Origin of the sequence: Bradyrhizobium sp. IC3195, assembly GCF_020193585.1 — a bacterium.
Lineage (GTDB): Bacteria > Pseudomonadota > Alphaproteobacteria > Rhizobiales > Xanthobacteraceae > Bradyrhizobium > Bradyrhizobium yuanmingense.
The window spans coordinates 241,640-254,389 of record NZ_JADYVG010000006.1 but is presented as its reverse complement, the minus strand read 5'-3'; the positions used below and the strand labels follow the sequence as shown (position 1 = coordinate 254,389).

General features: G+C 56.9%; 10 protein-coding genes. 5 read left to right on the top strand and 5 right to left on the bottom strand.

Translation table 11 applies throughout. The features are described 5' to 3' along the window. Nucleotides 1–359 precede the first annotated feature (359 nt). From I6F09_RS15455 to I6F09_RS15445, 3 genes are all read left to right on the top strand, one after another. Nucleotides 360–773 carry a VanZ family protein gene (locus I6F09_RS15455; protein WP_225186835.1) on the top strand — a complete coding sequence of 138 codons (414 nt, stop codon included), beginning with the start codon at nucleotides 360–362 and terminating at the stop codon, nucleotides 771–773. A 465-nt stretch (nucleotides 774–1,238) separates the two neighbouring features. Next, nucleotides 1,239–1,802 carry a transglutaminase-like cysteine peptidase gene (locus tag I6F09_RS15450; RefSeq protein ID WP_225136188.1) on the top strand — a complete coding sequence of 188 codons (564 nt, stop codon included), beginning with the start codon at nucleotides 1,239–1,241 and terminating at the stop codon, nucleotides 1,800–1,802. A gap of 519 nt (nucleotides 1,803–2,321) precedes the next feature. Further along, complete coding sequence (locus I6F09_RS15445) at nucleotides 2,322–4,391, top strand: carbohydrate-binding domain-containing protein (RefSeq protein ID WP_225188458.1); 2,070 nt, start codon at nucleotides 2,322–2,324, stop codon at nucleotides 4,389–4,391. Nucleotides 4,392–4,492: 101 nt separating this feature from the next. Here I6F09_RS15445 and I6F09_RS15440 read toward each other — a convergent pair whose 3' ends face one another. Further along, nucleotides 4,493–5,563, bottom strand: coding sequence for a glycosyltransferase family 2 protein (locus I6F09_RS15440; protein ID WP_225188457.1), 1,071 nt, complete (start codon nucleotides 5,561–5,563; stop codon nucleotides 4,493–4,495). Continuing rightward, nucleotides 5,550–6,620, bottom strand: coding sequence for a glycosyltransferase family 4 protein (locus I6F09_RS15435; RefSeq protein WP_225158288.1), 1,071 nt, complete (start codon nucleotides 6,618–6,620; stop codon nucleotides 5,550–5,552). Before I6F09_RS15435 ends, I6F09_RS15440 begins: the two co-directional genes overlap by 14 nt. A gap of 513 nt (nucleotides 6,621–7,133) precedes the next feature. Here I6F09_RS15435 and I6F09_RS15430 point away from each other — a divergent pair. Further along, entirely contained in the window at nucleotides 7,134–7,445 is a 312-nt protein-coding gene (locus I6F09_RS15430) for a hypothetical protein (RefSeq protein WP_225188456.1), read from the top strand. A 57-nt stretch (nucleotides 7,446–7,502) separates the two neighbouring features. Here the strand turns inward: I6F09_RS15430 and I6F09_RS15425 are convergent, their stop codons facing one another. The 3 genes from I6F09_RS15425 to I6F09_RS15415 all read right to left on the bottom strand — a co-directional run bounded on the left by I6F09_RS15425 (nucleotide 7,503) and on the right by I6F09_RS15415 (nucleotide 10,446). Beyond that, on the bottom strand, nucleotides 7,503–8,195 hold the full coding sequence (locus I6F09_RS15425) for a class I SAM-dependent methyltransferase (protein WP_225188455.1): 693 nt from the start codon (nucleotides 8,193–8,195) through the stop codon (nucleotides 7,503–7,505). Nucleotides 8,196–8,253: 58 nt separating this feature from the next. After that, entirely contained in the window at nucleotides 8,254–9,456 is a 1,203-nt protein-coding gene (locus I6F09_RS15420) for a glycosyltransferase family 4 protein (protein WP_225188495.1), read from the bottom strand. A gap of 108 nt (nucleotides 9,457–9,564) precedes the next feature. Beyond that, nucleotides 9,565–10,446, bottom strand: coding sequence for an FkbM family methyltransferase (locus I6F09_RS15415; RefSeq protein WP_225158304.1), 882 nt, complete (start codon nucleotides 10,444–10,446; stop codon nucleotides 9,565–9,567). Nucleotides 10,447–10,683: 237 nt separating this feature from the next. Between I6F09_RS15415 and I6F09_RS15410 the strand changes: the two genes are divergently transcribed. After that, on the top strand, nucleotides 10,684–12,648 hold the full coding sequence (locus I6F09_RS15410) for a hydrolase (RefSeq protein ID WP_225188454.1): 1,965 nt from the start codon (nucleotides 10,684–10,686) through the stop codon (nucleotides 12,646–12,648). Nucleotides 12,649–12,750 lie beyond the last annotated feature (102 nt).

Genomic DNA, 12,750 nt, shown 5'->3' with positions numbered 1-12,750 from the left:
ACGCGAGAGCAGAAATCAGCGCTTCGTTAGCGCGCCGATGCGCCGGCCGCGCTGAAGGATCAGATCGAAATTCCCGACGGCGCACTCTCGATTCCAGTTTGCGCTCACGGAGATGTTCGCTTGATGGGAGTCCCGAACGCGGGATGCGCAGCAACATCGGAGTAGCGGCATCGCACCCGCAAGCTTCGGAGCCGTCAACCGCTGCGAACTACCGCCATAGCAGGCGCTCACAACTCGTTCACTCGGACGAACGCAAATACAGGCTCGCGCGTAAAACGGTCTCTGCCAATCGATCGTGCGGCCCCTGCCTACCTTTTCATCACCCGATACGGTTGATAACCGCTGCGGCACAGGGCCAAATGTTCGCGCTGTTCGCCTCATTGCACCGAACACGAACCCTGGATCAAAAAGACATGGTCAAATTCTTTCTGGCGGCGGGATGGTTGGCCCTCGCCCTCGTCGCTGTTGTGACGCTCGCTCCCATTTACGATCGGCCCATGATTGCGCCGCCTAACGTCGAGCGCTTTGCCGGATTCTTCATCCTCGGTCTCGTGCTCGTGCTGGCCTACTCGAATCGCACTATCCTCATAACCCTAATCGTCGTCGGCAGCGCAGTTATCCTGGAGGCCTTGCAGCTGCTAACTGCTGATAGACATGGTCACCTCATGGATGTGCTGGTCAAAGTGGCTGGAGGTGTCTGCGGGATCTCTGTCGTCATTCTCGCGCGCGTCGGCATAACTCAGGCAATGACCAAGATCGTATCTCGCGGATGATCGGGCGACGGCTCTGAAATACGTCTGCTCCTAGCGACCGCTACAAGCTGAGGCGGCGCGAATAGCTAGGCTAACCCCGTCATGGATGATCTCTGGCTGATCGCAGCTATGTTGTCGCTCGGCTTGAGAGCCGGGTGCATTCTGCGGGTCCAACAGCCACCGCGATGGCACCGCAAATTGGGCCGGCGGCTGCTCGAAACGACGCTGGCGCCCTCAGTGTACTAAGCAGGTTTTTGGACAGCGAAGCCAATTTTCAGGTGGAAGTCTGTCCCGCTTCTCTGGAGCGGTGATTGCATCCTTGCGACCACGTTCGCGCGCCAGCGCCGCGTTGTTGGTTTGGCAAACAGCTGCGGCAGCGACGCTTCAAGGCTAGGCATCAATTGCCCCATAATTGATATAGCGCTCCAATTTTTGCGCCTGCAAGATGGAGCGATGGTGTAGTCGTTTCTGTCAGGCGCCCAAGTGATGATCCGATATGCTGCAAGCACACTTGCCATAATGTATTGGATTTGCGGCCAACCGGCCTATTGCGGTTTTGAACAGCAAGTCGCCGCACCCCTTTCGTTCGCGCTGTTCTGCGTCCGATATCCCGAAGATTGCCAGCAACATGGCGATCTGCGCATCACAGATTTCCGTTCTCGTAGTCAGCGATGGCGACAGCTCAACCAGATCAATTCCATGGTCAATTTCAGCATCATGCCGAAGGCGTTAGCGGCAAGCCGGAATGACTATGACTGGCAGATCTTTCCCAGCGAGGGAAACTGCGCGGACTATGCTGTCACAAAGCGCCATCTCCTGCTGCGAGCTGGTTGGCCGAGTTCGTCTCTTCTCCTTGCGGAGGTTGGCATTCGGGCAACCGGAGAAAACCACCTGGTTCTGCTTGTCCGAGAAGGTAGAGCTATTTTGGTTCTCGACAATCTGAGTACGGCCATTCTCAACGTCAACGAAGCTTCCGACCAATACGCTTTCCTGCGCATACAATCGCGTCACGACCCGCAACTCTGGACACGCAGGCTTACCGTATCGTAGCTCCGTGGAATTGCCGAGAGTCGACGAGACCTGGTCCATGCGCGCCTTGGTCCGAAGTCATGGCGGGTTGGCTTATGACGCGCTATCAGCCGACCGCAGCTGACTGGCTCGAGCCCAAGCCCACTGCTCTGCGTCTGTTGTGATTCAGGAGGATTCACGCAGGACCGCGAGGTCAGCGTCCGCGCCGGGGCAATCGCCTAAAATTGGTGCAGGGATGCGCTTCCGTCACCATGCACTTCCAGGCTTAACGGGCGTATAGTCGAGAGAGATCGCGGTGAATCCGGTCCATTAAGTTCGCTCTCGAAGGGCGTGCGGTATGTCAGGCCCTCACATGCCGACACTGACGATCCGATTCGTGTGAACTGTGTACTGACGCAAGTTTGATACTCCGAGCCGTCGAACGAACAACGCATCGCGATCAAGTCTCTCGCACGTTTAACCGCAGCAACTTCGAAGCATTCGTTTCTCGCGCAGATATTTCGTTCGTACCGCTCAGGGCTTTACTCGCGGAGATTTTCGATGATCGATCTTAGCGGCTACAAGCTGACTTTCGACGATGAATTCAATTCCAGGAGCATTTCACTTACTGGCGTCGGCACGAAGTGGGCGGACACCAGAGCCGAATGGCGGGGCGATGCGGCGTCCGACGTTGGCTTCGGCACCAGCTCGTTCGTCGACCCCAGCTCGGGATACGATCCTTTCTCTGTTTCCCAAGGAGCGCTTGCGATTACCGCTGTTCCGGATCGTACTCCATTCGGAGTTCCGGGAAGCTGGGAGTCCGGACTGATAACAACCCAGGGAAGTTTCTCGCAACAGTACGGCTACTTCGAGATACGGGCAGAGTTCTCGTCCTCACCGGGTGCTTGGGACGCATTTTGGCTGCTGCCCGTGAAAAATCTTCCTGACCCGAACGGGCTCGGGCGGTGGCAAGAACTCGATGTGGTTGAGCACTATGGCATCTGGAGCAAAGGGGTATACAGCACCATTCACACAACCGACCCAGTGCTGAATGAAAACTGGCAGACGCAGCTCCAGGTCTACAGCGAATTGCCAAATCCTGGTGGCTATCATACCTATGGCGTGAATTGGCAGAATGAGCAGATCAGTTTCTATGTCGATGGCCAGCTGGTTGGGAGTCGCGCAACGCCGAGCGACATGCATCAACCAATGTACCTTCTGGCGAATCTGGCTACGCAAGAGCCCGCCAGCCTCGCGCAGGTACCTATCACCATTAAGATCGATTACATCCGCGTTTATTCTGCCGACCCGTCGGCCACAGCCGTTTCTCTAGAGCCAGTCTCATCTCCCGCGGGTGATGATCCCGGGACCTACGGTGCTGTAACTGCGTCGAGCACACCCCAAGCAACGCCGACATCAACATCGATCGGCGCCGGTCCCGATCGGCTCGTCTTCAAGATCAGCGAAGATGCCTATCTTGGAGACGCGCTCTACACCATCTCAGTCGATGGCAACCAGGTCGGCGGGACACTGACGGCCCATGCATCGCATGTGGCCGGTCAGTCCGACATCATTGCCGTGCACGGGGATTGGGGACCCGGCGATCACACCGTCCTGGTTCACTTCCTTAACGACCGCTGGGATGGCACCCCGAATACCGACCGTAATCTTTACGTGGACTTCGTCAGCTTCAACGGAGCGAACCTTCCGCAAGGCGCCATCGGAAACGTACTCGGACAGACCTTCAGCTTCCATGATGCTGCATCGGCCGAACCGACCACACCGGTGATAACGACCCCACCTCCGACAAATACAACCGGTACGCCTTCACAAACACAAAACGGCTCATCACTATCAATCGGTGCCGGTCCGGATCAACTCATCTTCAAGATCAGCGAAGATGCCTATCTTGGAGACGCGCTCTACACCATCTCGGTCGATGGCAACCAGATCGGCGGGACATTGACCGCCCATGCATCGCATGCGGCCGGTCAATCCGACACCATTGCCGTGGACGGGGATTGGGGACCCGGCGATCACACTGTCCTGGTTCACTTCCTTAACGACCGCTGGGATGGCACCCGGGATACCGACCGCAATCTTTACGTGGACTCCGTCAGCTTTAACGGTACGAACCTTCCGCAAGGCGCCATCGGAAACGTACTCGGACAAACCTTCAGCTTCCATGATGGTGCAACGCCCGACACGAGCGCGCCAGCGACCACGCCTGTACTGCAGACAAACCCGACCGGTACGCCTTCCCAAACACAAAACGGCTCATCGACATCGATCGGCGCCGGTCCGGATCAACTCGTGTTCAAGATCAGCGAAGATGCCTATCTGGGCGACGCGCTCTACACTATCTCGGTCGATGGCAACCAAGTCGGTGGGACATTGACGGCCCATGCATCGCATGCGGCAAATCAATCCGAGACCATTGCCGTGCACGGCGATTGGGGACCCGGCGATCACACTGTCCTGGTCCACCTTCTCAACGACCGCTGGGACGGCACCCCCGAAACTGACCGCAATCTTTACGTGGACTCCGTCAGCTTCAACGGTACGAACCTGCCGCAGGGCGCGATCGGAAACGTGCTCGGCCAACTCTTCAGCTTCCATGATCTAGTTTGATAGATGGGTGGAACCGATAGCTCGGCCCGTGAACGGTCGGCTCCCAGGGGTGAATGGCGACACCGAGAAGGGCCGCAACTGAGCCAATGGCAGCGCCTTATCTAGCGCCGCGAAACCAAGCGGAGGCGTCCCGATCGTCTCCGGTTTCGAGACCTGTAGGCCATCAGTGCTCTGGCTGGTTCGCGAGGCAGCATGGCCGCAAGCGCAAAGAAAGCAACCAGTGCAATTTTTTGAACGATTGGGAAAGGCTCAGAGCCAACACTGGCCATCAGTTTCGGCAGCATCGAAGCGCGTGAGCTGCTTCCCGATACAATCTGGAGGCAGAAGCTGCGCTCGCGATAGTAAAAGGCGCCCTGCGGCTCAACCAATCTTCGGCCCGGAGCCACTCGAGCGAGAATCGTGCGCAAATGCTCTGTACGCGCCACAAACCTCTTGATATCGCGCTGTAGCAACGAAGCGCTTGGAAGCTGACCGAGCTGCGAATCGTTGAGGCCGTGCACGCGGTAGTTTCCCAGCTCTTCGGAAAGGCTGACGACGTCCCCAAGGAACGGAGCAACAAACAAAACCACCCCGTCAACGGCCTTGTCATAATCCACTTCGCGCAGCAGCTCGCAGACATCCCGACGAAATACGTTCCCAGACGTCGGTGGCGTCTTGTAGACGCCGCGTTTGAGCACCTCATTGACCAATCGGTCGCGCTCCCGAAACGATTCGAGCGACGAAAACGATCCGATAGGCCTGCTTTCGGCATCGATGAGCGTCAGACCAAATTGAAGTTTTGCAACCCGCTCGTCCAATTCCGCCAAGATTCTGGCCAGTGAACCTGGCTTGAGCTCATCGTCGGCGTCGAGGAACAAGATGAATCTTGCTTGGGTCTTTTCTAGCCCAAACAGGCACGCCCCTAGCTGCCCTCGGTTTTCGATCTTGAATGCAGTCACCGCGCAGCGGGTAATCGTCTCCCAGGAGCCGTCAGTTGAGCCATCGTCCACCACCAGGAGTTCGCAGGCATCGCAGTTCTGGTCTAAGACGCTCTTGATCGCTCGCTCAATGTAAGCCTCGTAATTGAAGCAGGTGATGATGACAGCGAGCTTAGGAGCATCGATTGCCTCTATTCTCGAGCACGCCGTCGCTGGAGCTGGGTCACTGACATTGCTTGCTTCAGGCGTGAGCATGAATGTGACCAGACGCCTCTTCGTAAATCGCCAGCGTTTGCCGAGCGACTCGCTCAATTGTAAGAAACTCTACATTGAACTGACTTTTCTTTTTCCATTCCAGCACGGCTTGTCGGTCCTGGAGTAAACAGCGCAATACTTCAGCAAGTCTTTGCGGGTCGCCCACGGGAACGAGAACGCCTGCTTTTCCCTGTTCAAGCAATTCAGGAATTCCGTCGACCTCAGTCGCCACGATGGCGCAGCCAGCTTCCCGCGCTTCCGACAGCACCAGCGGAGCGGGATCAGCATGCGAGGGCAACACGAATACGTCCGCTCCTGACAGGAACGGAAACGGATTATCTTGAGCGCCCAAGAAGGTCACCGCTGACGCACATGCCATCGAGCTGACCTGGACGGCATATTGCTCGCGGTGCGGACCGTCTCCGACAATATATAGGCGTCCTGCTCCGAGCGCAGCGTAAACCATATCGAACGCTGAAAAGAGGTCCGATAGCCCTTTTCGCGGATGCAGTCCGCCAACGAACACGATCGCCGGTGATTGAAGGGAGGCTGGCGTGCGGTCCTTTTGCTCGAAACGCGCTGCACCGATTGTCCCATTCAGAACCACGCGGATCCTCGACTGTGGGATGCCTCGTCTTCGCATTGACTTGCCAACGGCTGCACTAACCGCGATCACTCTCGCTCCGAGGCCCATAAGGACTGCGCTTCGCTCGAATTCATTGTGAACGGTCGTGATGAGCGGGATTCCGAGCAACTTGCAAATTGGCCAGGCAATGACGGCGCTGGTCATCATATGGGCATGAACCACCTCCGCCCGCCAATCGCGCATCAGCCGATAGAGCGACAGCGTGGCCTGCAGCAGCTGCTTCGGTCGACGCTCCAAACCGATGCGGATGGTTTCGACGTTGTTGTCCGCGAGCAGGGCATCAAAATCGCCGCCGCCACTCACGATTGCGACTTTATGGCCGAGTTTCACCTGCGCACAGGCGAGGTCCACGGCCGCATGCACATGACCGTTCAGCCGGCGTGTATGATTGAGTAATTGTACAATACGCATGCACACCTGCGGCAGATAGCCAGGGAAGAGGCAACAGACCCCAGTCCTTGGTCCAGCGCGTTCACCGGGATGATTGACCTCAGCTAAAATACAAACAACGGTGCTTGCGCTGCAAATACCCTGCCAAGGTGCCATCGGTCGAAACACCAAACCCTGTGGCGAAAAAATCCGTTGACGGGGGGAACCTCCAACTTGATCTGGTTCCTCTGCTTGCTATTCTGGCTCGTCGGTGGCTTTCACAGGGCTTGGCCTGACAAGCAGGCCTAAGTTATTGTTCGAATGCACCAAACCGGTTTGGCGCCCGGTGAGTGCTGCACCGCCACAAGATCTTGCCACACTACGAGTTTACGTTCTCGCAACAGGTGATTCCGTAATTTGACGGGTTCGTCAGTGGAAGCGAGGCAAGGTATCGAACTACGGCCCCAAGCGGCGTGAGGGGCACGAAACCGCTCGCAAGGACGTTGGTTCAGCTCAGCTCTCCCGAAGGGACTTCGCGCATCGCAGGGCATTGGAATGGAATACGCGGCGATTGGACTAGCAATTTTCGGAGCGGTATTGGGGCTGCGCTTCCGATTTCGGGCATTGCTCCCCTTTGCCTTGCTTGTCCTGTTTGTCACGATCTTCCTGACACTTAATCAGCGTCTCGGCGGGCTTGAAGCCGTGCTTGCAGTTCTGGCCACCCAAGCCATCTTGCAAGGCGGTTACTTTGTCGGGGTCACTATCCGCGCGCTGTATCGCGCCTATCCGCGCAAGCTGATTGCGCCAGACCAGCTGGCTGCAGCGGATAAGCGAAGGTCCAATTCAGAATCGATCGCTTCCAACTGAGGCCGATCACCGGGCTCAGCCTATGACCGCATTCCCAGCCGACTTTCCGATCGGTCCTCATTTTGCGACGACCAGCAGCGAGTAGCCGCCTAGCAAGCGCACCGCGAGATCCGCATTGAAGGCAAACATCAGGCGGCGGGGCACTCGCATGAGACGGCTTGTGAAGGCCTGATTGGGCAATTCCAACCGACTAGCGGTGTAACAATGATCGACAATCGTGTAGCCGCAATCCTCGAGCGTGGCCAACGCTGACTGTTTGAAGAAGTAGTGAATGTGTCCGACATTGCGTCTGAGGTCGGCAATCGGCCAAGCCCGCAAAATGGATTGCGCGGAGAGATCCAACGGGATGTGAAAGATCTTAAATGTTCCAAACCTACGCAACTGCTTTATGAATGAGATATAGTCCTCAACGTGCTCGATCACGTCAATCGCGAGGATAACATCAAATTCTAAATCGTGTTCGCCGAGGAGGTTGCTTAAGTGAAACTTCGTACGTTGAGTACTTTTTGCTGCTGCGCGCCTGAACGCATCGGGCGAGATTTCGTACCCCGATAAGCGCGCATCCGGAAACGTCCTTTCCAGGTTCAACAAGATCTCGCCCGTCCCGCAGCCGATCTCGCATATACGCTGGGTCGGGATGTTGTTTCGCCGAATCATCTGCGCGACGTGACCCGCCTTCCACGGCGCATCCTCCTCATGCCATGTCGGATTGTTCTTTCCGTAAGCATCACCCTCGTACAATTCCTTCATTACGCAAACCTTCTCAAAAGATGGGGGAGCGTCGCCTATGATTTCCTGCCTCATGCCGCTAAGACAAAGCCTCCAAGTTCAAGCTTGATTCCGCCGCGGTGGCTACAGCGTGATGAGCGGATCTTCGCAGACTATCTGCCAGCTCCGCGTACAGCTTCTCCGCATTGTAGCTTTGGTGGACAGTTTCGATTGCTGCTCGGCCAAGTGATTGGTGATTGCGCCAGGCATCGAGGATGGCGGCGGATAGACCTGTTACGTCACCGACGGGAAATAGCACGCCATTAACTCCGTGCGTGACCAATTGCTCAAACGCCCGTATGCGGCTCAGAACCACCGCCGCACCGCAAGCCATTGCCTCCAGGACAGCAAGTGCCACCGCCTCGTTCGCCGAGGGCATCACGTATACGCCGCACCGGCACAGCAAGGAGCGCACCTTGGATCGGTCGACAAATCCATGAAATCGCACCCGGTGCGACAAGCCGAGCTTGGCGGCGAGCCCCTGCATCAGGGCCTTATCCGGCCCCGTGCCGACAATATCCAGTGTCCATTCCTCTGGCAGGTTGGCGAGTGCGCGAATGAGGTCGGTCGTGCGCTTTTGCCTATTGGTCAAACGCGTGATTGTCAGGATCGTTTTGGAACGGCTCGCGGCCGCATCCGGAAAGAACTCCGATACGTCGCAGCCGTTCGGCTGGAGACGGGATCGACCGCCATAGCGACTGACGATGCGACACTCCTGCTCGGTTTGACCATAGAGCAACGCCGCCCTGCAAAAGCTATCGCGTTTGAACAGCTTCACGACACGATCCGGCAGGCCGCCATGATCTGCACCGACTATTGGCAAATCAATTCGACCTGCGAGGTGATCGAACCTGCCGCTCCAATATTCCTGCACGTACAGCAGATCAATTCTGTCCGCTGCCAGCGCTTTCCGAAGCGGCCGCAAAAATGCAATCGTGTTCAACCGTTCCTCAGCATATAGGGACCAGCGCGAACGGCGCGACAGGCGCTTGACCCACACCCGTTCGATCAGCTGGTACCAACTCTCGAGCGGCAGAAATCGAACGTCGATCCCAACATCGGTGGCAAACTTTCCCGACTCCCGCAGTGAGGGGATATAGAGCATCGGCCTAATCCCGTTTCGGCTCAAACCGCGAGCATAGTACCACGCCCAATCGTTTCGATACCGCTCGAGATAGCTAGCGCGCGTCTGACCCTGCACCCACCCAAAAAACCCTTCGAAGGAACTGCAGCTGAGCAGCATCGCGACATTGATGCGCTTTGCTTCAGCCGCGGGCTCTAACGATGACATGTGTTCGGCATTCTTGCTCGTGCTGAAAACTCTTTCATTCAAAGCTCAGTCCGGGTCTGGTCAGCCATTCGTTTTCTCGACCAACGTCACCTGAACGGGGCTTGCACCAAAGCGCCGGTCAAGATTCGTGCCACGCCGAGTGGTCATGCGCTCCGAATGGACATACCAACCGTCCCACTGCGAGAACTCCGCGAAGACTCGCTTGTATCCGTGCGTCGCAAGAAGCGCCTGAATCGCAGCTTCCGTTTGCCGATTCTGCTCCACGCTGAGTAAATCGATGCTGTAGCGGGAGAAATCGAAGCTCTTTAGAATGTCGTACTCGCTCCCCTCGGTATCGATCGACATGTAGTCAATCCTGCGAGGGGCATTGCAGTCCGCCAGAAGCTGGTTCAGCGAAACCGTCTCAACTTCGATCTCTTGGCCGGCAGAACGCACAGCTGCAAAGTGGTCACCCGAAGCGAACTCGGCTACCCCGCTGAGCTCCGGATCCACTTCGTTCGTTACCAAGAAACGCACCTTCTTGCCTGAGCTAGAGCTGATGCACCGACGATCCTTGCGCGAAGTCCGGTTCTGTGCGAGCGCGTCGTGCCAGATTGGATTCGGCTCAGCTAGAATTCCTTGCCAGCCGTATTCCTTTTCCAACAGCCAGGTGTTGCTATTCGTAACGCCGTTGGTTGCACCAAACTCAACAAAGAATCCGCCCTGCTTCTCTCCGAGCTCGTAGCTGACCCACAGGTCTTGAAGTATTTGCGATCGCGATCGATCGCGATTCAGAAAGCAATAGGCCAAGAAGCGGATCTCGTCCATCCGACCAAAACGTTCCACTTCAGGGCGCCGCAAGCGGATGCCATTGAAGATCATCCTGCGCAACGACGCGCTTTGTGCGGCCCTGGAGGCAACAGAAGCGAGCGCGGAAATCCCATGCTTAGTAAGCGATCGCATCATTATTCTCTAAATACCCCTCGCTGGAACGGTCAGCTGAGATCGTGAGAATTCGGCTGGTAATTCGCCGGTCCATATAATTCTTAAATATGAACGCCCCTCAGAGTTGGCACGCAAAATGCTACAAGCAATTTATTGATCTGAGCAACATCTAATTGCGGAGCCCGCCTAGCACAAATCAATTTGCGACCGTTACGCGTGTTTTGCGTCATTCGGTGCGTTGGAGTTTGGTAATTTATGAAATCACATAGGCTAGCCGAGCGCGTCAGAGCCGCCGATGGAATCGATCTGATATCCGTCGACGTCTTTGATACGCTTCTGCTGCGAACCGTGCGCTCCGCTCGCTCACGTATTGTGCAAGGTGAGCATTTATTCAGCAACCTTCTTCGGGCGCGCGGTTGGCAAATCGAACCTGTTCTGCTGGCGAGAGCCAGACAAGAAGCCGAGCGAATTGCCTTCCGAGCGCTCGCCGTGCGCGGTTCCGGTGAAGTCCGACTGCCCGACGTGATCCATCGGCAACTTCGCTTGCTGGGTCTTCCGGATTCCTTGAGCGTTGCGCGATTGGCAATTGAACTCGACATCGAGAAGACCTCGCTCGTTGCAAACCGGACCTTGGCCGGATTTCTGCGCGCACGCCGAGCGGCGGGCAGCCGCGTTGTCGCCGTCAGCGACACCATGCTGTCGTCTGCTGACCTCGATGGACTAATCTCGCATTTTCATGGGCACGATATTGTTGATCAGATCTACAGCAGCGCCGATCAGAGATGCACCAAGCGTGACGGTGCCCTGTTTGCCCTGGTCGCCGAAGCAGAAGGGGTGTCCTTAGGACGAATTCTGCACATCGGCGATGATCCGCATGCCGACGTCCGTCGCGCCTCGGCACATGGATTAACTGTCATTCATACACCCCGGCCGGTCTGGTTCAGCTATTTGCGCAAGGCGAATGGCGGTTTGGTTGCTGCTCGGGCCGCATTGTCGCGACCAAAGCGCGGCAAATGCTCGGCAGCGGAGCCACCCGAAAATGCGTACGCGTTTGGACGTGTTGTCCTTGGGCCCATCGTCACTCAGTTTTGTTTGCTGATTTGGCTATACGCCGCCGAAGTGAACGCATGCGACAAGGCGACCTTGCTGTTTTGCGCCCGGGGCGGTGTTGGAATAAGGGAAGTCTTCGAACGAGTCATCGCTCGGCTTTCGCTGCCGCTCGGCATGCCACGGCAGAACTTCATGGTCTCACGCCTCGTTGCGGCGCGCGCTGCGGTGTTGGTTCGCAGCGCTTCCGCGCTCGAGGAGATTGCCCGTGAGTTTCGCGGCCGCTCGTTTCTGGATGTAGCTCGTGCCCTTGGTGGAGGACGCTACGAGCTGTCAGAGGAATGGAAGCAGCCATTTCGTGCAGACGTATTCTTGACCATGTTGTTCGACGATCGCGCGAAGGCGGTTTTGTCTGACATCCGCGTGCAGAACGCGTTATTCGAGCGGCACTTTGCCAAACTCCGAGGCGATGCTCGCCGAATTCTGCTGTGCGATACCGGTCTCTACGGAAGCACGCAGCGGCTATTGGCCAGTGCCTTTCCGGCGCTACAAATTGAAACCATTCAGTTTGCCCGATCAAACTATAAGGGACACAGCGAAGAACATTTCAAGCAGGTTTTCGGTCTCTTGCTTGAGCGCAATCGCTATAGTCCGCTCGACGTCCGTTCCTCAGTCCTGCGGTATTGGCATCTGATTGAGAGCCTGTTCGAGCCAAGGATCCCCTCGGTCACTTCTTTTGTCGACGAGGGAGAGGATGTCGCGGCCAATTGCGGCGACATCCGGTTTGGGATCAGCGATTCCAGCCTCGGAAACGAATTGCTGTTCGGCGCGCTCAGTTACGTAGACAGCCTTCCGATCGACGGCGGGGCAGCGGCATTACGCGATGCCGATGCCGCCTGGGTTCGGCTCAAGCGGGCCATTACGCGGCCTACCGCCGGCGAATTGCGATGCCTCGAAGTGCCGGGCCGATCCGTCGACTTTGGCAGACCCGATGTGCTGCAGGCATTGCGCGCCGAGCAACCCCAGCCGGTGTTGAGCAGGCTGGCATCGCTGCGATTTGAACTCTGGCGTGAGGGCGCAATAGCTCGGCAATTCCCCGTTCTTAAGCACGCTCTGCTGCCGATGCTTGATTCCATACATTCTATCAGGGGCATGATGGCTCGCCAGCATTGAAAATGCCGATGCCGAATCCAGCAGCACTTCACGTGCCATCTCCGGTCAGCCGCGCTGGCTCCGCGACTCCGGTTATGACGTGTCGCAGCGTACTCGAGTCAA